Here is a 20,148-nt window from a genome sequence, read left to right as displayed (position 1 = left end):
GCCCCCATGCCACCACACACGCATTTTGATGTCGGTTTTTTTACGTCTGATTGCGTCTTCGGCAGCGTCCTACAAACGATTACACCTAATCCTCTTACCGCTGTCGGGAATTCCCTACACTCCTGTTGAAGTGTCCCTGTAGCCCTGCCTTGAAACGCCGGCGCGCTTTCCTCTACCGTAGCTGTCGGTCCTTACTGTTACGGAAAATCCATGTATTCGGCCTGCACACGCTCCTTGTTTTTCACGGTTTTCGTTGCGGGCGCCCTGGTCCTGGGTGTGTCCTACTATCTTGAGTATGCCGTTGGCCTCAAGCCATGTGGTTTGTGCCTGTTGCAACGGGCTTGCCTGGCGTTGCTGACGGGTGTCTGCCTGACGGCCGCAGTGCAGGGCCCTGGTCGCCTGGGTTCTTTCGTGTATTGGTTGCTCGGTCTGTTCTGCAGTCTGGCGGGAGCGGTCATGGCGTGGCGGCAGGTGCTGCTGCAAAGTGATCCTGCGCATCAGATATCGACCTGCGCCCCCAATCTGCCCGACCTGGTTGCCAGCACGTCCTGGATCGGTGTTGTGCAGCAGATGTTTAAAGGCACCCTCGACTGTGGTCAGATCGCCTGGACACTGTTCGACCTGAGCATTCCGGAATGGAGTTTGTTGTTCTTCATCGCGATGACGATGCTGGGGATTTATCAGCTGTTGCGCCTTGTCTGGACCGCCATGCGGCGACCGCTCAGCGGCGAGTCGTCGCGCCGGGCACTGGCGGGTGATTAAACACTTGTATGAACTTTATCGCCTGCGTACCTTGAAGCCACAGTCGCGCGGGCATAATCTGCCCGCACGTGTCATTGGAATTATGTTGCTCGATGACGCTCTGCCTGGCCGATTCCTGATTTTCAGGGCGACGGGTGTAGGGCAGCATGACCCACAAGGGAAGAGAGACCGCCATGCTCGAAAGTTGTCAGAATGCTCAGGAACGTTGGGGTGGAGTACATCTGCTGATCGATCGCTGGTTGCAGGAGCGTCGAGAACTGATCGGGGCCTACGACGCACTCGGCGCCAAGCCCGAGGCGCTGGGTGAAAACCGCAAACCTTTGCAGGAATTCTGCGGTGTGCTGGTCGACTACGTGTCTGCCGGACACTTCGAGATCTATGAGCAGCTGACGGGGGAGGCCAAGGCCTTCAACGACAAGCGTGGCCTGGAACTCGCCGAGACCATCTACCCGCGCATCGACGTCATCACCGAAAAACTGCTCGCGTTCAATGACCTGTGCGATGCCGGCAAATGCGTCGCAGAGAAGTTCAAGGAACTCGGTGGCCTGTTGCACGAACGCTTCGAGCTGGAAGATTGCCTGATCGAAGTGCTGCACACCGCTCACAAGGAAGAAGACTCGGTCCAGGCCTGAACCCGCTTCTCGCAAGACCCCGAAACGGTGCGCCAAGGCGCACCGTTTTTCATTTCCGCTGTCAGCTGGTGGCGCCGCGCAATTCGACTTCGAATACCAGCGGCGTGAACGGTGCGATCAGGTCGCCGGCACCGTCGGCACCGTAGGCCTGTGCCGATGGAATCACCAGGCGCCATTTGGCACCGACCGGCATGTTCTGCAACGCACTGCGCCAGCCGTTGATCACGCTGTCGAGGCTGAACCATTGTGGCTGGTCGTTCTGGTCGAACACCGTACCGTCGGGAAGGCGTCCGACGTAAAGCACCTGCACTTTTCCGTTCGGTCCGGCCTTGGCGCCATTACCCGGTACCAACTCCGTCAGCAGAATTCCATCGGCCAGTTCGCGAACGCCGGGTTTGGCTTTTTCCCCGGCGAGAAAACGCTGCTCGTTTTCCAGCGCCAGTTCGCTTTGCGGTGCAGGTGTTTGCGTGGCAACCCGGGCTTCGTGCTCGGTCAGAATCTGTTCGATCTGCTCGTCTTTCAGCGCCAGCGGTTTGCCTTGATAGGCTTGCTGCAAACCTTCAACCAGCGCTTTTAGCTGCAGGTCGGGAACCTCCTGGCGCAAGCGTTCACCGAGGCTCGCACCCAGGCTGTAAGCGAGATCGTGGGCATCATTTTCCTGGGTTTTTTCAGCAGCGTGGGCCGCGGAAAAAATCACGCAGAGCGATAAAAAAAAGTAGCGCGACATGTGCACTCTCCAACCTGAGATGCGGGCGATTATGCCAGTGAGAATGCGTTCAACGGTGAACTGCTTTTGTTCAAGCGCAGAACATTTTCGATCCGTTGCAACGCAACGCTTTGGATACTGTCAAGATGCCCTAGCGGCGGTAGCAGCAGAGGTCTAGTATGAGCCGCACCCACGTCAGCCAGGAGGTAAACCATGTCGGCCACCAAGAAGCCTGTAAATACCCCGTTGCACTTACTCCAACAACTCTCGGGCAGCTTGCTCGAGCATCTGGAAACCGCTTGTTCCGAAGCCTTGGCTGATGCTGAAAAACTGCTCGCCAAACTGGAAAAGCAGCGCGGAAAAGCGCAGGAAAAATTGCACAAAACCCGCACCAAATTGCAGGACGCTGCGGCGGCCGGCAAGGCTAAGGCACAAGCCAAAGCCAAGGACGGAGTGAAGGAACTCGAGGACCTGCTTGATGCCCTCAAGGCGCGTCAGTCGGACACTCGCGGCTACATTCTGCAACTCAAGCGCGACGCTCAAGAAAGCCTGAAACTGGCCCAGGGCGTTGGTCGAGTACAAGAGGCTGTCGGCAAGGCATTGTCCCTGCGTGCGGCCAAGCCTGCTGCGGCCCCTGCGAAGAAAGCCGCTGCCAAACCGGTTGCTGCAAAAGCACCGGCCAAGCCTGCCGCCAAACCGGTTGCCAAAGCACCGGTGAAAGCCGCAGCAAAACCAGCGGCGAAAAAACCGGTTGCTGCCAGCGCTGCCAAACCGGCTGCCAGAACGGCCGCTGCCAAGCCAGCTGCTGCTAAAACAGCTGCCGCAAAACCGGCCGCAAGAACCGCTGCTGCGAAACCCGCCGTAGCGAAAACCGCAGCAGCAAAACCGGCAGCCAAACCTGCCGCCAAGCCAGCCGCAAAACCTGCTGCCAGGACTGCCGCTGCAAAACCTGCGGCCAAGCCAGCGGCAAAACCTGTCGCGGCTAAAACCGCTGCCAAGCCAGCTGCAAAACCAGCGGCCAGACCGGCTGCGAAAACGGCTGCTGCAAAACCTGCCGCCGCCAAGCCAGCCACTGCCGCAAAACCTGCCGCAGCGAAACCGGCAGCCAAACCTGCTGCTGCCAAACCGGCTGTAAAACCAGCAGCCAAACCAGTCGCTGCAAAACCGGCTGCCAAGCCTGCAGCGAAACCCGCCGTGAAAAAACCGGCCGTTGCTGCCAAGCCGACCCCGGCACCTGCTGCCAAGCCAGCGACGCCAGCGCCAGCGCCATCTGTTTCGGCTGCTCCTGCGCCAACGGCAACCACCTCGACAGCCACCACTGCGCCAACGCCAGTAGCACCGTCGAGCACCACCACCCCAACCAGCGCTTCCTAAGTGCCGGTTGCCGCGACGCGCAGCTGAAGCAGCGCGTCGCGGTTCAGGTGGGCGGCGTCCGCTGCTACACCTTCGAGCCAGGCCGATAGATCGGCCGCCTCATCTTCTGGCCAACCCTGCGCCACTCGCTCCAATTGCAATAACAGAAGTCGTTCGGCTTCCATTTCCAGTGTCTTCACTTCCTCGCGCAAATTGTTCAGGCCAGCATCCTCGCTCGCGGCGACTTTCCATCGTTCTCGCAGGGCGCGCACCGGTCGCACGACCTCAGCGTCCCAAGGTCCGGCTACATCAAGAAGCCGCTTCAACCGTTGTTCGTCGAAGGACACGCCACGTTCTCCCAGCCACAGCCCGCACAGCAGCAGGCACACGTTCGCACCCTGCGACTGCAAGTGCAGGCACAGGGGTTCAACGCCGCGACGGGAATAGGTCTCTACGGAAAAGCTCCACAGGTCAGAGGACATAGTGCTACTCGCGCCAGTTGCGAGCGAAGCTGGTAGACTCCGCCGCCATTATGATTCGACTTCAGAACCTGACTTTACAGCGTGGCCCGCAACGTCTGCTAGAAGACGCCGAGCTGACGCTGCACGCCGGCCAGAAAGCCGGCCTCATCGGTGCCAACGGCGCCGGCAAATCGAGCCTGTTCGCCTTGCTTCGGGGTGAATTGCACCCGGACTCGGGCGATTGCTTCCTGCCGGCCGACTGGCATATCGCCCACATGCGTCAGGAGGTCGACACGCTCGATCGCCTGGCGGTCGACTACGTGCTCGATGGCGACTTGCGCCTGCGCCAGGTGCAACGCGACCTGGCGGCCGCCGAAGCGGCCCATGACGGTGCCGCACAGGCCCGCCTGCACGCGGAACTCGACAGCGCCGACGGTTACACCGCCGACGCGCGGGCGCGCAAGTTGCTGGCGGGCCTCGGGTTCACCAACGATCAGATGGATCGTCAGGTCGGAGATTTCTCCGGTGGCTGGCGGATGCGCCTGAACCTGGCCCAGGCCCTGATGTGCCCTTCGGACCTGTTGCTGCTCGACGAACCGACCAACCACCTGGACCTCGACGCCATCATCTGGCTCGAAGAGTGGCTCAAGAATTATCCCGGCACCCTGATGCTGATCTCCCACGACCGCGACTTCCTCGATGCCGTGGTCGATCACGTGGCCCACGTCGATCAGCGCAAGATCACCCTGTACCGTGGTGGCTACAGCGCTTTCGAGCGTGCCCGTGCCGAACGCTTGGCCCAGCAACAGCAGGCCTACGAGAAGCAGCAGGCACAGCGCGCGCACATGGAAAGCTACATCGCCCGCTTCAAGGCCCAGGCCACCAAGGCCCGTCAGGCCCAGAGCCGGATCAAGGCGCTGGAGCGGATGGAAGAGCTGACAGCTGCCCACGTCGATTCGCCGTTCGATTTCGTCTTCCGCGAATCGCAGAAAATTTCCAGCCCGCTGATCGACCTGTCCGATGCCCGCCTGGGCTACGGCGAGAAGACCGTGCTGGAGAAGGTCAAGCTGCAACTGACCCCCGGCGCGCGGATCGGATTGCTCGGCCCTAACGGCGCGGGCAAGTCGACCCTGATCAAGAACCTCGCGGGTGAACTCGAACCGCTGGCCGGCCGGTTGACCCGTGGCGAGAACACCGTCGTCGGCTACTTCGCCCAGCATCAGCTCGACTCCCTGGATTCCAAGGCCAGCCCATTGCTGCACTTGCAGCGTCTGGCCCCGACCGAGCGCGAACAGACCCTGCGGGACTTCCTCGGCGGTTTCGACTTCCGTGGTGCGCGGATCGATGAGCCGGTGCTGAATTTCTCCGGTGGCGAGAAGGCACGCCTGGCCCTGGCGTTGATCGCCTGGGACCGGCCGAACCTGTTGCTGCTCGACGAACCGACCAACCACCTGGACCTGGAAATGCGCCTGGCGCTGACCATGGCCCTACAGGAATTCAGTGGTGCGGTACTGGTGGTCTCCCACGACCGTCACCTGCTCAAAAGCACTACCGATAACTTCTTCCTGGTGGCGGACGGCAAGGTCGAAGAGTTCGACGGCGACCTGGAAGACTACACCCGTTGGCTGGTGGACTACCGTCAGCGCAATGCTCCAGTCAGCACAACCCCGGTCAACCCGGACAAGACCGACAAGAAAGCCCAGCGTCAGGCTGCAGCCGCCTTGCGTCAGCAACTGGCACCGCACAAGCGCGAGGCCGACAAGCTCGAAGCCGAGTTGGGCAAGCTCCACGAGAAACTGGCGAAGATCGACGCCAGCCTCGGCGACAGCGATATCTACGAGCCAATGCGCAAGAACGAGTTGCGTGATCTGCTGGCCGAGCAGGCCAAGTTGAAGGTGCGTGAAGCGGAGCTGGAAGAAGCCTGGATGGAAGCCCTGGAACTGCTGGAGAGCATGCAGGCGGAGCTGGAGTCGCTGTCCTGATGGACGCCTTGAGGCTCCCGCTGCCGGCGATGTGGGTCGAGCCGATCTGGCTCGGCGTGCAAATCCTGCTGATCCTGCTGGCCGGTTACATCGCCCAGCGCTTTGTCGCCAAAGGTCTGACCCGACTGGGCGAGCGCTACCCGTTTCCGCCGCAATTGCTGATGCCGCTGCGCGGCGGCCTGCGCTGGCTGATCATGGGTAGCGCGCTGATTTTCGTGCTGGAGCGCCTCGGGGTGTCGGCCACGGTGCTCTGGACGGCGTTGTCCGGTTTTGTCGCGGTCGCTGCGGTGGCGTTTTTCGCCATGTGGAGCGTGCTCTCCAATCTGCTCTGCGCGATCCTGATCTTTACCGTTGGCCCGTTCCGTCTTGGCGATGTGGTCGAATTGGTGGACACCACCGACAAGCCTGGCGTCAAAGGCCGGGTCGTGGCGATCAATCTGCTGTACACCACGTTGATCGAGGCTGAAGAACTGGGTACTGGCAGTGCGATGGTGCAAGTGCCCAATAGCCTGTTCTTCCAGCGTTCGGTGCGGCGTTGGCGTGGGACTGATGTGTTTCCTTCGAGTGGGTTTGAGAAGTAAGCCCTCTGTTTGCTGACAGACCGCTTTCGCGAGCAGGCCGCTCCCACAGTGGATCTGAGGTGTTCACAAATTTTGTACTCACTGAGATCAAATTGTGGGAGCGAGCCTGCTCGCGAAGGGGCCCTCAAGGTGCAAACGCCGGTCGGCTACCGCAATATCCCGCAAAAAATCGATAGTCATCCGCCCAAAGCCGCATTAGCTTAGACGTCTGTCACGAGTCTGAGTCGAGGTGTGCAATGGAGCTTCAAACATGGCTGGCGTTTTTTGCCGCCTGCTGGGTGATCAGTCTGTCTCCCGGTGCCGGCGCCATTGCGTCGATGTCCAGCGGTCTGCAATACGGTTTCTGGCGTGGCTATTGGAACGCCTTGGGCCTGCAATTGGGCCTGGCGGTGCAGATCGCCATTGTCGGCGCCGGTGTGGGGGCGATTCTCACGGCGTCGGCCACAGCCTTCTATGCGATCAAATGGTTCGGCGTGGCGTACCTGGTCTACCTCGCGATCAAGCAATGGCGTGCGCTGCCCAGCGACATGGCGGATGACGCAGCCATCCGCCCGATCGGCAAACCGATGGTCCTGGTGTTCCGTGGTTTCCTGGTGAACATCAGCAACCCGAAGGCGCTGGTGTTCATGCTCGCGGTGTTGCCTCAGTTCATCGACCCGCACGCGCCACTGGTGATCCAGTACCTGATCATCGGTGTGACCATGATTTGCGTCGACCTGATCGTCATGGCCGGGTATACCGGGCTGGCGTCCAAGGTGCTGCGTCTGTTGCGCACGCCCAAACAGCAAAAACGCATGAACCGCACGTTTGCCGGACTGTTCATCGGCGCGGCGGCGTTCATGGCGACGCTGCGAAAAGCGGCGGCGTAAAACCGGCAGGCACAAAAAAGGCGACCTTCTCAGGTCGCCTTTTTTATTGGCCGGGTGGTGGCTAGCCCTTGGACAGTGCATACAAAGCTTGAGTGAAAGTTATTGGGAGGGAACAATATGTTACTTCCTGTTTTCAATTGAGATTCATTCATGATTGCCCCGTCCCGATTCCTGGCCTGGCTGATAGCGCCGGTGTTCGCCTTATGCAGTTTTAATCTGCTGGCCGACACGGTGGAGGGCGCACCGCAAGCCCTGCATTTACTCGATTACATTGGTGCGGACTACCCGGAAGCGGTGCAGGCAGGCAAGGTTGTCAACGAGGCTGAATACCGCGAGCAACTGGAGTTCGTCCAGGCGCTACAAGGCCTGGTGACTGGCATGCCGGCCAAGCAGGAAAAGGCCGGATTGGAGCAGGGCATCAGCACACTGCGTCATGCGATCACTGCGCGTCAGGATGGCGCGGATGTCGCCCGTCAGGCACGGCAACTCGGCGCGCAGCTGGCCGTGGCCTATGAAGTCAGCCAGGCCCCGATCATCACCCCGGACCCGACCCGTGGTGCGCCGCTGTACGCGCAGCACTGTTCGGTATGCCACGGCGATGCCGGGGCGGGTGATGGCCCGGCGGGCGTCGGCCTGACGCCGCCTCCGACCAACCTGCGTGATAACGCGCGTCTGGATCACCTGAGTCTCTATGCGATCTACAGCACCCTGGGTCTAGGGGTTGAAGGCACCGACATGCCAGCCTTCGCCGATCAGTTGGATGATCGTCAGCGTTGGGACCTGGCCACCTATATCGCCAGCTTCAGTTCGGACCCGGCGACGTCCAGCGGCGACAAGGTCTACAACATTGCCGATCTGGCCCGCCAGACACCGGCCGAAGTGCAGGCTGCCGATGGTCCGCAAGCGGCGGCAACCTTCCGTGCGCAACGGGCGCAACCACCGCAGGTCAAGCGTGGCCCGGCGCAGTTGCTCGACTACACCGCCGCCACCCTGGACAAGAGCCTCGCAGCTTACCGTGCGGGCGACCGCGAACAGGCCTATGACTTGTCGGTGGCGGCGTACCTGGAAGGCTTCGAACTGGTCGAAAGCTCTCTCGATAACGTCGATGCCAATGTGCGCAAAGACACCGAAAAGTCGCTGATGGCCTACCGTCAGTCGTTGCAGGATGGCTTGCCGATGGAGCAGGTCGAGCAGCGTCTGGAGGCGGCCAAGGCCAAGTTGAGGGCCTCTGCCGGCTTGCTGGGCAACGACGGCTTGAGCTGGTCGCTGAGCTACATTTCCGGCCTGTTGATTCTGCTGCGTGAAGGGCTGGAGGCGATTTTGGTGCTGGCGGCGATCCTCGCCTTCTTGCGTAACACCGGCCAGCAGTCGGCGGTGCGCAGTGTCAACGTCGGTTGGGGGCTGGCACTGTTGGCCGGGCTCGGGACCTGGGCGCTGGCGGCGTATGTGATCGATGTCAGCGGTTCGCAGCGTGAGTTGCTGGAAGGGGCGACGGCGTTGTTCGCCAGCGTCATGGTGCTGTGGCTTGGCGTGTGGATGCACGACCGTCGTCATGCCGCGGCCTGGCAGGATTACATCAAGAGCAGCCTGGTGGGCGGTGGCGGGCGTTTCGGTTTTGCGATCCTGGCGTTCTTCTCGGTGTATCGTGAACTGTTCGAAGTGATCCTGTTCTACGAGACCCTGTGGTTGCAGGCTGGCCCTGCGGGCCACGATGCGGTGCTGGCTGGCGGCGCGACGGCGTTGGTGCTGTTGGTGGGCCTTGCTTGGGTGATCCTGCGCGGATCGGCGAAATTGCCGTTGGCGTTGTTCTTCAGCATCAACGCCGGTCTGTTGTGCGCATTGTCGGTGGTGTTCGCCGGACATGGCGTGAAGGCATTGCAGGAGGCCGGAATCTTCGGTACGCGGCCGGTGCCGTTCTTCGACTTCGAGTGGCTGGGGATTCATGCGGATGCGTATTCGCTGAGTGCGCAGGCGGTGGCGATCATTGCGATCGTCGTGCTGTATGGCCGCAGTCGTGTGGCCGAGAAGCAGCGGGTTACGGCTTAACGGCATTCGCTTCGCTCATATTCGCGAGCAGGCTCGCTCCCACAGGATTTGCGTATAACCTGTGGGAGCGAGCCTGCTCGCGAAGCTTTTAGAGAGGAAAACCTGATGCGTGTCTGGATCGATGCCGACGCCTGCCCCCGAGCGGCCAAGGATCTGGTGGTGAAGTTCGCCCTCAAGCGCCGGTTCGAAGTGGTGCTGGTGGCCGGGCAGCCGCAGATCAAGCCGGGCCTGGCCCTGGTGAAGCTGATCGTGGTGCCGAGTGGCCCGGACGCGGCCGACGATTACCTGGTGGAACACGCAGTGCCCGGTGAACTGGTGATCTGCAGCGATGTGCCCCTGGCGGACCGCCTGGTGAAAAAAGGCGTAGCGGCGCTGGACCCGCGGGGCAAGGAGTTCGACGCGCAGAACATGGGCGATCGGCTGGCGGTGCGCAACCTGTTCACCGATTTGCGTGAGCAGGGGCAGATGAGCGGCGGCCCCGCACCGTTTGGCGAGCGCGAGAAGCAGGCGTTTGCCAATGCGCTGGATCGGATTTTAACCCGGCTGACCCGCAAACCCTGAGGCTGGCATAAAACCTTGTGGGAGCGAGCCTGCTCGCGAATGCGATGTATCAGTCAACATCAATGCTGAATGACACTCCGCTTTCGCGAGCAGGCTCGCTCCCACATTCAGATCACATCAGGCGTCGTTTTCGTGGGTCAGTTCGAGTACGCGGTCGACCAGTTTGTTGATGCCCGAAGCCGCTTCGCTGATGCTTTGCGCCAGCATGTACGCCGGGGTGCTCACCAGTTTGCGCGCCTTGTCTTCGACAATGTCGCTCACCGCACAATCCTTGTGGGTGGCGCCCATCTTGTTCAGGGCGGCTGCGGTGTCGGCATCGTTGCCGATGGTGCAGGTCACGCCGGGGCCATAGATCTTCGCCGCCAGGGCAGGGGAGATGCAGATCAGACCGACCGGTTTTCCGGCCTCGGCAAACGCTTCGGTCAAGGCCAGGACTTCCGGTTGCACGGTGCAGCCGGTGCCTTCGATGGCGAAGTTGGAGAGGTTCTTGGCCGATCCGAATCCGCCGGGAATGATCAGGGCATCGAAATCTTCGGCGTCTGCTTCGCGGATATCCTTGATCTCGCCGCGGGCAATCCGCGCCGATTCCACCAGCACATTGCGCGATTCGGGCATTTCTTCGCCGGTCAGGTGGTTGATCACATGCAGCTGCGCAATATTTGGTGCGAAACACTGCACCTGCGCGCCACGCTGGTCCAGGCGCAGCAGGGTAATCACGCTTTCATAGATCTCGGCGCCGTCGTACACACCACAACCGGAAAGGATCACTGCAACTTTTTTGCTCATGGGCTTTTCTCCAGATTCATGGCGTTAAATGTCCACTAATTTGTCACTCGTTGCCATAGGGTTAATTCGCGGCTAAACATAGGATCTGTGCTACAGATTCCGACCAGGGCGCGTCATGGACTTCATTTTGTATGCGGTGCCGTTTTTCTTTGTGCTGATTGCCGTCGAGCTGCTGGCCGACCGTTGGCGCGGGGTCAACAATTATCGGGTGGCGGACGCGATCAACAGCATCAGCACCGGCGTGCTGTCGACCACCACCGGCCTGCTGACCAAGGGTGTGGGGTTTGTCACCTATGCATTGGCCCTCAAGCATCTGGCGTGGTTCGAGCTCTCGGCCGACAGCGTGTGGGTCTGGGTGTTCGCCTTCGTCTTTTACGACTTCTGCTACTACTGGCTGCATCGCATGGGCCACGAGCGCAACATTCTCTGGGCCGCGCATTCGGTGCATCACCAGAGCGAGGACTACAACCTCTCCACCGCCCTGCGCCAGACCAGCACCGGATTCCTGTTGAGCTGGATCTTCTATCTGCCCATGGCCTTGGCCGGCGTGCCGCTGCTGGTCTTTATCAGTGTCGCCTCGCTGAACCTGCTGTACCAGTTTTGGGTCCACACCCGGCACATTCCCAAACTCGGATGGTTCGAGTGGTTCTTTGTCACGCCATCCAATCATCGGGCCCACCATGCGCAGAACGCTCTCTACATGGATCGCAACTACGGTGGGGTGTTCATTATTTGGGACCGTCTATTCGGCTCCTTCCAGGAGGAGGACGACAACGAACCCGTGATTTTCGGTGTGACCACGCCGCTGGCGAGCTGGAATCCGATATGGGCGAACGTGCAGTTTTACGCGCAGCTATGGGCCGATGCGCGGCGTGCCGAAAGCACCTGGGACAAGTGTCGGATCTGGTTCATGCGCACGGGGTGGCGGCCGGCGGATGTGGCGGCGAAGTATCCGATGAGCAAACCGGACCTGAGTCAGTTTCGCAAATTCGAAGTGCCACTGGATGGGCGTCAGGTGTGGTACGTGGTGTTGCAGTTCTGCGTCTACATCGCGTTGGGCAGCTACTTGATGAATCTGGAGCCGAGTCTGTCGACCCCCGCTCTGGTGCTGGGCTGGGGGGCAGTGGCACTGGGATTGTTCGTGCTGGGCGTGGCCCTGGAGAATCGCCCGTGGGCGTTGAAGCTGGAGCTGCTGCGGCTGGCGTCGAACGTGCCGCTGGTATGGCTGGCGCCGGTGGTGGGGCTCTGGCCGGCCAGCGCGGTGGGCTGGGTCGGCCTGCTCAGTTACAGCCTGCTCAGCGGCATCGGTCTCTACTGCTGTAGAAACCGTTTCACTCGACTGGCGTCTTAGGTTCGCCGGTATTGGCCTGTTCGGCCTTCAAGGCTTGCTCGTCGGCGTAGACCTGCTTGGCCAGGCGCGCATTCTTGAAGCGGCGGCGCAGCCACAAACCCAGGCCCAGGACGAGCAGGGCACCGAGGACCCACAGCTCGTATTTCTTGATGCTGCCGAGCATGCCTTCCAGCACCGCGCCGAAGTGATAGGCCGCTGCCGCCAGCGCGGCGGCCCATATTGCCGCGCCAATCCCGTTGAGCAGCAGATAACGGCCCGGTGGATAGCCCGACAGGCCGATCGCCACCGGCATCACCGTACGCAGGCCGTAGACGAAGCGGAAGCTCAGGACCCAGATGTCCGGGTGCTTGCGGATATGTTCCAGCGCCCGGTCACCCATCAGTTGCCAGCGGGGCTTGCGCGCCAGCAGCTTGCGACCGTGCTTGCGTCCCAGGAAGTACCACAGCTGATCGCCGGCATAGCTGCCGAAGAAGGCCACGACCACCACCATGTTGATGTCCATGTATCCACGGAACGCGAGGAAGCCTGCGAGTACCAGAATGGTTTCGCCTTCGAAGAATGTGCCGAGAAACAGGGCAAAGTAGCCGAAGTCATGCAGAAATTGTTGGAGCATTGTCTGGGTGCTGGCGAAATGAACGCGCAGCCTAACCCTTCGTACACATTCAGGAAAGTGTCCAAATGTGTCTCGACGTGAACATTTCCTACAACGACAATGGAATGCGGCTACGTGTCACAGGTTGCACACAACTGTCATCTGTTCGTCATAATGGCCGCTTATAACTGTCACGCTCGCCCGTCTGCGCGGGCTCAGGAGTCTGTCGTGAGCTTTACCCCCGCCAACCGTTTGTTTCCTGCAACCCGCCTGCGCCGCAACCGTCGTGACGATTTTTCTCGCCGACTGGTCCGTGAAAACGTCCTGACCGTCGATGACCTGATCCTGCCGGTGTTCGTGCTTGACGGTGAAAACCGTCGCGAAGCGGTTGCCTCGATGCCTGGCGTCGAACGCCTGACCATCGATCTGTTGCTGGAAGAAGCGGCTAAATGGGTCGAGCTGGGCATTCCGGCGCTGGCGCTGTTCCCGGTGACGCCGCCGGACCTCAAGTCGCTGGACGCCGCCGAAGCCTGGAACCCCGAGGGTATCGCCCAGCGTGCCACCCGTGCCCTGCGCGCGCAGTTCCCGGAGCTGGGTGTGATCACCGACGTCGCGCTGGACCCGTTCACCACCCACGGCCAGGACGGCATTCTCGACGAAGAAGGCTATGTGCAGAACGACATCACCGTCGACGCACTGGTCAAGCAAGCCCTGTCCCATGCCGAAGCCGGTGCTCAGGTCGTGGCGCCGTCGGACATGATGGACGGGCGCATCCAGGCGATCCGCGAAGCCCTCGAAGTGGCCGGTCACGTCAACGTGCGGATCATGGCCTACTCGGCGAAGTACGCCAGTGCCTACTACGGGCCGTTCCGCGATGCGGTCGGTTCGGCGCTGAACCTGGGCAAGGCCAACAAGGCCTCCTATCAGATGGACCCGGCCAACAGCAACGAAGCCCTGCACGAAGTGGCGGCTGACTTGTCAGAAGGCGCAGACATGGTCATGGTCAAGCCAGGCATGCCCTATCTGGACATCCTCTGCCGGGTCAAAGAAGAATTCAAAGTGCCGACGTTTGTCTATCAAGTCAGCGGCGAATACGCCATGCACATGGCAGCGATCCAGAATGGCTGGTTGAGCGAAGGGGTTATCCTCGAGTCCCTGACCGCTTTTAAACGTGCAGGCGCAGATGGCATCCTGACGTACTTTGCCGTTCGCGCAGCTCAATTGTTACGAGAGCAGAAATAGCCCTCCCAGGAACATTCGATGAATACCGAAGTACTCACTGAAGTTGCCGTAAAAGATGCTCAACCTGTGGTGGAGCAAATTGCCGAAACCCCACCGGAGCTGGAGCCCGCTCCACCCGCGACGGTGACCGAGCCCGCGCTGGCGGCTCCGGCGATTGCCATACCCGGCCTGGATGACAGCAGCCTGTACATCCATCGCGAGCTTTCGCAACTGCAGTTCAACATCCGCGTGCTGGAACAGGCGCTGGACGAGTCCTATCCCTTGCTGGAGCGGCTGAAGTTTCTGCTGATCTTCTCCAGCAACCTGGACGAGTTCTTCGAGATTCGCGTCGCCGGTCTCAAGAAACAAATCACTTTTGCCCGTGAACAGGCTGGCGCCGATGGCTTGCAACCGCACCAGGCACTGGCCCGCATCAGCGAACTGGTGCACGGGCACGTCGACCGCCAGTACGCGATCCTCAACGATATCCTGTTGCCGGAACTGGAAAAGCATCAGGTCCGCTTTATCCGCCGTCGCCACTGGACGGCCAAGCTCAAGACCTGGGTACGCCGTTATTTCCGCGACGAAATCGCCCCGATCATCACCCCGATCGGCCTCGACCCGACGCACCCGTTCCCGCTGCTGGTGAACAAGAGCCTGAACTTCATCGTCGAACTCGAGGGCATCGACGCCTTCGGTCGCGATTCCGGTCTGGCGATCATCCCGGCACCGCGCCTGCTGCCGCGGATCATCAAGGTGCCGGAAGAGGTTGGCGGCGCTGGCGACAACTATGTGTTCCTGTCGTCGATGATCCACGCCCACGCCGATGACCTGTTCCAGGGCATGAAGGTCAAAGGCTGCTATCAGTTCCGCCTGACCCGAAACGCCGACCTGGCGCTGGACTCCGAAGACGTCGAAGACCTGGCCCGTGCCCTGCGTGGCGAGTTGTTCTCCCGTCGCTACGGTGACGCGGTGCGCCTGGAAGTGGCTGACACTTGCCCGAAACACCTGTCCGATTACCTGCTCAAGCAATTCAACCTGAGCGAGACCGAGCTGTATCAGGTCAATGGCCCGGTGAACCTGACGCGTCTGTTCAGCATCACTGGCCTCGACAGCCAGCGCGAGCTGCAATACACGCCATTCACCCCGCAGATTCCGAAACTGCTGCAGAACAGCGAGAACATCTTCAGCGTGATCAGCAAGCAGGACATTCTGCTGCTGCACCCGTTCGAGTCGTTCACCCCGGTGGTCGACCTGCTGCGTCAGGCGGCCAAGGACCCACACGTTCTGGCGGTGCGCCAGACCTTGTATCGCTCCGGGGCCAACTCGGAAATCGTCGATGCGCTGGTGGATGCGGCGCGTAACGGCAAGGAGGTCACTGCGGTGATCGAATTGCGTGCGCGGTTCGACGAGGAGTCCAACCTGCAACTGGCCAGCCGTCTGCAAGCGGCCGGCGCAGTAGTGATCTACGGCGTGGTCGGTTTCAAGACCCACGCCAAGATGATGCTGATCCTGCGTCGCGAGGCCGGCGAGATCGTGCGTTACGCGCACCTGGGCACGGGCAACTACCACGCCGGCAACGCCCGCCTGTACACCGACTACAGCCTGCTGACGTCCGACGACGCCTTGTGCGAAGACGTCGGCAAACTCTTCAGCCAGTTGATCGGCATGGGCAAGACGCTGCGCATGAAGAAGCTGCTGCATGCGCCGTTCACCCTGAAGAAGGGCATGCTCGACATGATTGCCCGCGAAACCCAGTTCGCCCTCGATGGCAAACCGGCGCACATCATCGCCAAGTTCAACTCGCTGACCGATCCGAAGATCATCCGCGCGTTGTACAAGGCCAGCCAGTCAGGTGTGCGCATCGACCTCGTGGTACGTGGCATGTGCTGCCTGCGGCCGGGGATTGCCGGGGTTTCCCACAACATTCACGTGCGCTCGATCATCGGTCGCTTCCTGGAACACACCCGGGTCTTCTACTTCCTCAATGGTGGTGAAGAACAGATGTTCCTCTCCAGTGCCGACTGGATGGAGCGCAACCTCGACAAGCGCGTCGAGACTTGCTTCCCGGTGGAAGGCAAGAAGCTGATCATGCGGGTCAAGAAAGAGCTGGAGTTGTATCTCACCGATAACACCCACAGCTGGAGCCTGCAGTCGGACGGTCGTTACATCCGCAACACACCGACCGGCAACCAGAACCCGCGCAGTGCCCAGGCGACATTGCTGGAGCGGTTGGGCAGTCCGATCCTGGCGGTTCGCTAAAAGCGCCGGGCAATAAAAAATGGCGATCCCTGGGGATCGCCATTTTTGTTTCCGTCCAACACGCTGTAGCAGCAAGACTTGCCCGCGATGGCGGTCTCACGGACGCTATCGCGGGCAAGCCTTGCTCCCACGGGGTTTAGCGCACGGTCAGTACGGTGTCGACCCGGGTGAGCCATTCCGCCTCGATGGCGAAGTCGGCCTGGGTCAGCTGGTTTTCATCGAGCCAGTTTTCCGGGAACACCACTTCCAGGTGATTGTCATGGGCGTTCAGTTCCACCTGGGGCATTTGCTGGGTGCCACGGATGTGGTGGAACAGAATCGCAAAGCGCAGCAACACGCACAGGCGAATCAGTTTGATGCCGTCGTCGCCGAACTCGGCGAACTTGTCCTTGGGGATATTACGGCGGTGGCCACGCACCAGCAGCGCGAGCATCAGTTGATCCTCGCGGGAGAAGCCGGCCAGGTCCGAGTGTTCGATCAGGTAGGCGCCATGCTTGTGGTATTGATAGTGGGCGATGTCCAGGCCCACTTCATGGACCTTGGCGGCCCAGCCGAGCAATTCGCGCCAGACGCCGTCTTCCAGATCCCAGTCCTTGGCCACCTGGTCGAAGGCATGCAGGGCCTTGCGCTCGACCCGCGCCGCCTGTTCCAGGTCAACGTGATAGCGCTCCATCAACGAGGTGAGGGTGCGTTCGCGGACGTCTTCGTGGTGATGGCGGCCCAGCAGGTCATAAAGCACGCCTTCACGCAGGGCACCTTCACAGTGGTCCATCCGTTGCAGTTCGAGGGAGTCGAAGATGGCTTCGAGAATGGCCAGGCCGGCCGGGAAAATCGCCCGGCGGTCAGGCTTGATACCTTCGAAGTCGATTTTCTCGACATCGCCGAGCTTGATCAGCTTGCGCTTGAGCCAGGCCAGGCCTTCGGCATTTACCTCTCCAGTGCCGTGACCCCCAGCCTTGAGCGCCAGGCCGATGGCGCGGATGGTGCCCGAGGAGCCGATGGCTTCATCCCAGGTCAGGCGGTGCAGGGCGTGTTCGATACTCATGATCTCCAGCCGCGCCGCCGTATACGCCTGGGCGTAGCGGGCCGGAGTGATCTTGCCATCTTTGAAATAGCGCTGGGTGAAGCTCACGCAACCCATTTGCAGGCTTTCGCGCAGCAACGGTTCGAAACGCTGGCCGATGATGAATTCGGTACTGCCGCCGCCGATGTCGGCCACCAGGCGCTTGCCTGGGGTGTCGGCGAGGGTGTGGGACACGCCGAGGTAGATCAGGCGCGCTTCTTCACGACCGGAGATGACCTCCACAGGATGGCCGAGGATTTCTTCGGCGCGACGAATGAATTCGGCACGGTTTCGGGCTTCACGCAGGGCGTTGGTGCCAACGATCCGCACGGCGCCCGGGGGCATACCGTTGATCAGTTGGGCGAAGCGCTTCAGGCAATCGAGCCCGCGCTGCATGGATTCTTCGCTGAGGTGGCGTTCTTCGTCGATGCCGGCAGCCAGCTGAACCTTTTCCCCGAGACGTTCGAGAATACGGATTTCGCCGTTCTGGGCCTTGGCCACGACCATGTGAAAGCTGTTGGAGCCCAGGTCGATTGCGGCGATCAGGGACAGATTCTTGGCTTGGGATTGCGGCATGGTCAGGGGGTCTCGGTCGATAACCCTGACATCGTGCCACGATCAAGGGCTGGCGCCAACGCGCAGGAGCTGCCGGAGGCTGCGATCTTTTACCGCGGGGCGGATTTGCGGTACTGGTGCTGGCCCTATCGCGGGCAAGCCTTGCTCCCACGGATTTGTGTCGTACGCGCATAGTGCGTACCCCATGACCTGTGGGAGCAAGGCTTGCCCGCGATGACGGCTTCACAGGTGCTGAGGAATACGACATGAGCTATACCCAAACTCATGGAACACCATAGCGAGACTCAATCATCTGCACCTTCCTGAACGAAGGAAGGGCCGTTATGATGGGCCACGTTTTTTTTGCTTACAACCCTGGAGAATTCCATGAGCAGCGATCTTATCAAACACGTTAGCGACGCTAGCTTCGAGGCCGACGTACTCAAGGCTGAAGGCGCTGTACTGGTCGATTACTGGGCTGAGTGGTGCGGCCCTTGCAAAATGATCGCTCCTGTTCTGGACGAAATTGCCGAGACCTACAAAGGCAAGCTGACCGTTGCCAAACTGAACATCGACGAGAACCAGGAAACCCCGGCCAAGCATGGCGTGCGTGGTATCCCGACCCTGATGCTGTTCAAGAACGGCAACGTTGAAGCGACCAAGGTCGGCGCACTGTCGAAGTCGCAACTGGCGGCTTTCCTCGACGCCAACATCTAAGCGTCGTTGTAGCCTGTCAAAAAAGGCCCCGCAATTTGCGGGGCCTTTTTCGTTATTGAGGGCTAGACGCTCCGAAACTCAGGTGTTACATTCGGCCCCGCGCTGGTTTCTCCAGTGCCCCCTGCTAGCCGTCGCCGACGCTCTCCTTTTCGAATAAAAGTACGCGATCCTGTCGCCTTCTCCGCGGCGCGGCCTCATTAAGCCAAAAGCTTAATTTCCCCCCTCCATAAATGATTACGTCATTCCTATATGAATCTGACTGAACTCAAGCAAAAGCCGATTACCGAACTGCTCGAATTGGCCGAACAGATGGGCATAGAAAATATGGCCCGTTCGCGCAAGCAGGACGTGATTTTCTCCCTGCTCAAGAAGCACGCGAAAAGCGGCGAGGAAATCTCCGGTGATGGCGTGCTGGAGATTCTCCAGGACGGCTTCGGCTTCCTGCGCTCCGCTGACGCTTCCTATCTCGCCGGCCCGGACGATATCTACGTCTCGCCGAGCCAGATCCGTCGCTTCAACTTGCGCACCGGTGACACCATCGTTGGCAAGATCCGCCCTCCAAAGGAAGGCGAGCGTTATTTCGCGCTGCTCAAGGTCGACACGATCAACTTCGACCGTCCGGAAAACGCGAAGAACAAGATTCTCTTCGAGAACCTGACCCCGCTGTTCCCGACCGTGCGCATGAAGATGGAAGCCGGAAACGGTTCCACCGAAGACTTGACCGGTCGTGTGATCGACCTGTGCGCCCCGATCGGCAAAGGCCAGCGCGGTCTGATCGTTGCACCGCCGAAAGCGGGCAAGACGATCATGCTGCAGAACATCGCCGCAAACATCGCGCGTAACAACCCTGAAGTTCACCTGATCGTGTTACTGATCGATGAACGTCCGGAAGAAGTAACCGAAATGCAGCGCACCGTGCGCGGCGAAGTGGTTGCCTCGACGTTCGACGAGCCGCCAACCCGCCACGTGCAGGTTGCCGAAATGGTGATCGAGAAGGCCAAGCGCCTGGTCGAGCACAAGAAGGACGTGGTGATCCTGCTCGACTCCATCACCCGTCTGGCTCGTGCCTACAACACCGTGATCCCGAGCTCCGGCAAAGTGCTGACCGGTGGTGTCGATGCCCACGCCCTGGAGAAACCGAAGCGTTTCTTCGGCGCCGCACGGAACATCGAAGAAGGCGGCTCGCTGACCATCATCGCCACCGCGCTGGTTGAAACCGGCTCGAAGATGGACGAAGTGATCTACGAGGAATTCAAAGGCACCGGCAACATGGAACTGCCTCTGGATCGCCGCATCGCCGAGAAGCGTGTGTTCCCGGCCATCAACATCAACCGTTCCGGTACCCGCCGCGAAGAGTTGCTGACCGCCGATGACGAGTTGCAGCGCATGTGGATTCTGCGCAAGCTGCTGCACCCGATGGACGAAGTGGCTGCCATTGAGTTCCTGGTCGACAAGCTGAAAACGACCAAGACCAACGATGAGTTCTTCCTGTCGATGAAGCGCAAGTAAGTCGATAGACCAGCAAAAGCCGGGGAAACCCGGCTTTTTGCTATCTGAATTTTGATGAACCGGCAGTTCGTGGTTCTGAATAGAGGGGTTCGGCGCTAAACTGCCTGCCCCCGAACGCCACGGCCAACACGAGGCTCAC

Annotated in this window: 18 protein-coding genes; 13 read left to right on the top strand and 5 right to left on the bottom strand. The window is 60.5% G+C overall.

All coding sequences use genetic code 11. From position 1 onward, the window contains the following. Positions 1-210: 210 nt before the first annotated feature. Together LAB08_RS29265 and rsd are read left to right on the top strand one after the other, a co-directional pair. On the top strand, positions 211-762 hold the full coding sequence (locus LAB08_RS29265; protein WP_096514274.1) for a disulfide bond formation protein B: 552 nt from the start codon (positions 211-213) through the stop codon (positions 760-762). A gap of 173 nt (positions 763-935) precedes the next feature. Next, positions 936-1,394, top strand: a complete 459-nt coding sequence (gene rsd, locus LAB08_RS29260) for a sigma D regulator (RefSeq protein ID WP_096514275.1) — start codon at positions 936-938, stop codon at positions 1,392-1,394. Between the two features lie 61 nt (positions 1,395-1,455). On the opposite strand, the gene LAB08_RS29255 is transcribed toward rsd, so the two are convergent. Then, positions 1,456-2,121, bottom strand: a complete 666-nt coding sequence (locus tag LAB08_RS29255) for an FKBP-type peptidyl-prolyl cis-trans isomerase (RefSeq protein WP_096514276.1) — start codon at positions 2,119-2,121, stop codon at positions 1,456-1,458. Positions 2,122-2,313: 192 nt separating this feature from the next. Here LAB08_RS29255 and LAB08_RS29250 point away from each other — a divergent pair, with 192 nt between their 5' ends. Next, positions 2,314-3,474, top strand: a complete 1,161-nt coding sequence (locus LAB08_RS29250; protein WP_096514277.1) for an AlgP family protein — start codon at positions 2,314-2,316, stop codon at positions 3,472-3,474. Here LAB08_RS29250 and LAB08_RS29245 read toward each other — a convergent pair. Then, the gene (locus LAB08_RS29245; protein ID WP_096514278.1) at positions 3,471-3,935 is read right to left on the bottom strand and encodes a TIGR02444 family protein; all 465 of its coding nucleotides are present in this window, start codon (positions 3,933-3,935) and stop codon (positions 3,471-3,473) included. The genes LAB08_RS29250 and LAB08_RS29245 overlap by 4 nt on opposite strands. 50 nt (positions 3,936-3,985) lie before the next feature. Here LAB08_RS29245 and abc-f point away from each other — a divergent pair, with 50 nt between their 5' ends. The 5 genes from abc-f to LAB08_RS29220 all read left to right on the top strand — a co-directional run bounded on the left by abc-f (position 3,986) and on the right by LAB08_RS29220 (position 9,953). Then, positions 3,986-5,896 (top strand): ribosomal protection-like ABC-F family protein, encoded by a 1,911-nt coding sequence (gene abc-f, locus LAB08_RS29240; RefSeq protein ID WP_096514279.1) that lies wholly within the window; start codon positions 3,986-3,988, stop codon positions 5,894-5,896. Then, positions 5,896-6,477 (top strand): mechanosensitive ion channel family protein, encoded by a 582-nt coding sequence (locus LAB08_RS29235; protein WP_096514280.1) that lies wholly within the window; start codon positions 5,896-5,898, stop codon positions 6,475-6,477. Before abc-f ends, LAB08_RS29235 begins: the two co-directional genes overlap by 1 nt. Positions 6,478-6,713: 236 nt before the next feature. After that, a complete protein-coding gene (locus LAB08_RS29230; RefSeq protein WP_096514281.1) occupies positions 6,714-7,346 on the top strand; it encodes a LysE family transporter in 633 nt (210 codons plus the stop codon). A gap of 150 nt (positions 7,347-7,496) precedes the next feature. Further along, complete coding sequence (locus LAB08_RS29225) at positions 7,497-9,392, top strand: cytochrome c/FTR1 family iron permease (RefSeq protein WP_096514282.1); 1,896 nt, start codon at positions 7,497-7,499, stop codon at positions 9,390-9,392. 105 nt (positions 9,393-9,497) lie between these two features. After that, positions 9,498-9,953 (top strand): YaiI/YqxD family protein, encoded by a 456-nt coding sequence (locus LAB08_RS29220; RefSeq protein ID WP_096514283.1) that lies wholly within the window; start codon positions 9,498-9,500, stop codon positions 9,951-9,953. Positions 9,954-10,070: 117 nt separating this feature from the next. Here LAB08_RS29220 and elbB read toward each other — a convergent pair whose 3' ends face one another. Next, on the bottom strand, positions 10,071-10,739 hold the full coding sequence (gene elbB, locus LAB08_RS29215; RefSeq protein ID WP_096514284.1) for an isoprenoid biosynthesis glyoxalase ElbB: 669 nt from the start codon (positions 10,737-10,739) through the stop codon (positions 10,071-10,073). Between the two features lie 115 nt (positions 10,740-10,854). On the opposite strand from elbB, the gene LAB08_RS29210 reads away from it, so the two are divergent. Continuing rightward, entirely contained in the window at positions 10,855-12,090 is a 1,236-nt protein-coding gene (locus tag LAB08_RS29210) for a sterol desaturase family protein (RefSeq protein WP_096514285.1), read from the top strand. Here the strand turns inward: LAB08_RS29210 and LAB08_RS29205 are convergent. Continuing rightward, complete coding sequence (locus tag LAB08_RS29205; RefSeq protein ID WP_096514286.1) at positions 12,071-12,703, bottom strand: DedA family protein; 633 nt, start codon at positions 12,701-12,703, stop codon at positions 12,071-12,073. The two genes, LAB08_RS29210 and LAB08_RS29205, sit on opposite strands and share 20 nt — an antisense overlap. Before the next feature lie 207 nt (positions 12,704-12,910). Between LAB08_RS29205 and hemB the strand changes: the two genes are divergently transcribed. Continuing rightward, on the top strand, positions 12,911-13,924 hold the full coding sequence (hemB, locus tag LAB08_RS29200; RefSeq protein WP_096514287.1) for a porphobilinogen synthase: 1,014 nt from the start codon (positions 12,911-12,913) through the stop codon (positions 13,922-13,924). Positions 13,925-13,942: 18 nt separating this feature from the next. Continuing rightward, positions 13,943-16,165: a polyphosphate kinase 1 gene (gene ppk1 / locus LAB08_RS29195; RefSeq protein WP_096514288.1), complete on the top strand. Its 2,223-nt coding sequence runs from the start codon at positions 13,943-13,945 to the stop codon at positions 16,163-16,165. 136 nt (positions 16,166-16,301) lie between these two features. Here the strand turns inward: ppk1 and ppx are convergent, their stop codons facing one another. After that, positions 16,302-17,804 carry an exopolyphosphatase gene (ppx, locus tag LAB08_RS29190; RefSeq protein ID WP_096514289.1) on the bottom strand — a complete coding sequence of 501 codons (1,503 nt, stop codon included), beginning with the start codon at positions 17,802-17,804 and terminating at the stop codon, positions 16,302-16,304. 366 nt (positions 17,805-18,170) lie between these two features. On the opposite strand from ppx, the gene trxA reads away from it, so the two are divergent. Both trxA and rho read left to right on the top strand, forming a co-directional pair. Further along, entirely contained in the window at positions 18,171-18,500 is a 330-nt protein-coding gene (gene trxA, locus LAB08_RS29185) for a thioredoxin TrxA (protein WP_003206727.1), read from the top strand. 249 nt (positions 18,501-18,749) lie between these two features. After that, positions 18,750-20,009 (top strand): transcription termination factor Rho, encoded by a 1,260-nt coding sequence (gene rho / locus LAB08_RS29180; RefSeq protein ID WP_003206716.1) that lies wholly within the window; start codon positions 18,750-18,752, stop codon positions 20,007-20,009. The last annotated feature ends 139 nt before the right edge of the window (positions 20,010-20,148 follow it).

Source organism: Pseudomonas izuensis (assembly GCF_002356535.2).
GTDB lineage: Bacteria > Pseudomonadota > Gammaproteobacteria > Pseudomonadales > Pseudomonadaceae > Aquipseudomonas > Aquipseudomonas izuensis.
This window is presented reverse-complemented; position numbering and strand designations above follow the sequence as displayed.

Coding starts and splice junctions, on each gene's coding strand:
- LAB08_RS29265 (WP_096514274.1), top strand. CDS start 211: ATGTATTCGGCCTGCACACGCTCCTTGTTTTTCACGGTTTTCGTTGCG.
- rsd (WP_096514275.1), top strand. CDS start 936: ATGCTCGAAAGTTGTCAGAATGCTCAGGAACGTTGGGGTGGAGTACAT.
- LAB08_RS29255 (WP_096514276.1), bottom strand. CDS start 2,121: ATGTCGCGCTACTTTTTTTTATCGCTCTGCGTGATTTTTTCCGCGGCC.
- LAB08_RS29250 (WP_096514277.1), top strand. CDS start 2,314: ATGTCGGCCACCAAGAAGCCTGTAAATACCCCGTTGCACTTACTCCAA.
- LAB08_RS29245 (WP_096514278.1), bottom strand. CDS start 3,935: ATGTCCTCTGACCTGTGGAGCTTTTCCGTAGAGACCTATTCCCGTCGC.
- abc-f (WP_096514279.1), top strand. CDS start 3,986: ATGATTCGACTTCAGAACCTGACTTTACAGCGTGGCCCGCAACGTCTG.
- LAB08_RS29235 (WP_096514280.1), top strand. CDS start 5,896: ATGGACGCCTTGAGGCTCCCGCTGCCGGCGATGTGGGTCGAGCCGATC.
- LAB08_RS29230 (WP_096514281.1), top strand. CDS start 6,714: ATGGAGCTTCAAACATGGCTGGCGTTTTTTGCCGCCTGCTGGGTGATC.
- LAB08_RS29225 (WP_096514282.1), top strand. CDS start 7,497: ATGATTGCCCCGTCCCGATTCCTGGCCTGGCTGATAGCGCCGGTGTTC.
- LAB08_RS29220 (WP_096514283.1), top strand. CDS start 9,498: ATGCGTGTCTGGATCGATGCCGACGCCTGCCCCCGAGCGGCCAAGGAT.
- elbB (WP_096514284.1), bottom strand. CDS start 10,739: ATGAGCAAAAAAGTTGCAGTGATCCTTTCCGGTTGTGGTGTGTACGAC.
- LAB08_RS29210 (WP_096514285.1), top strand. CDS start 10,855: ATGGACTTCATTTTGTATGCGGTGCCGTTTTTCTTTGTGCTGATTGCC.
- LAB08_RS29205 (WP_096514286.1), bottom strand. CDS start 12,703: ATGCTCCAACAATTTCTGCATGACTTCGGCTACTTTGCCCTGTTTCTC.
- ppk1 (WP_096514288.1), top strand. CDS start 13,943: ATGAATACCGAAGTACTCACTGAAGTTGCCGTAAAAGATGCTCAACCT.
- ppx (WP_096514289.1), bottom strand. CDS start 17,804: ATGCCGCAATCCCAAGCCAAGAATCTGTCCCTGATCGCCGCAATCGAC.
- trxA (WP_003206727.1), top strand. CDS start 18,171: ATGAGCAGCGATCTTATCAAACACGTTAGCGACGCTAGCTTCGAGGCC.
- rho (WP_003206716.1), top strand. CDS start 18,750: ATGAATCTGACTGAACTCAAGCAAAAGCCGATTACCGAACTGCTCGAA.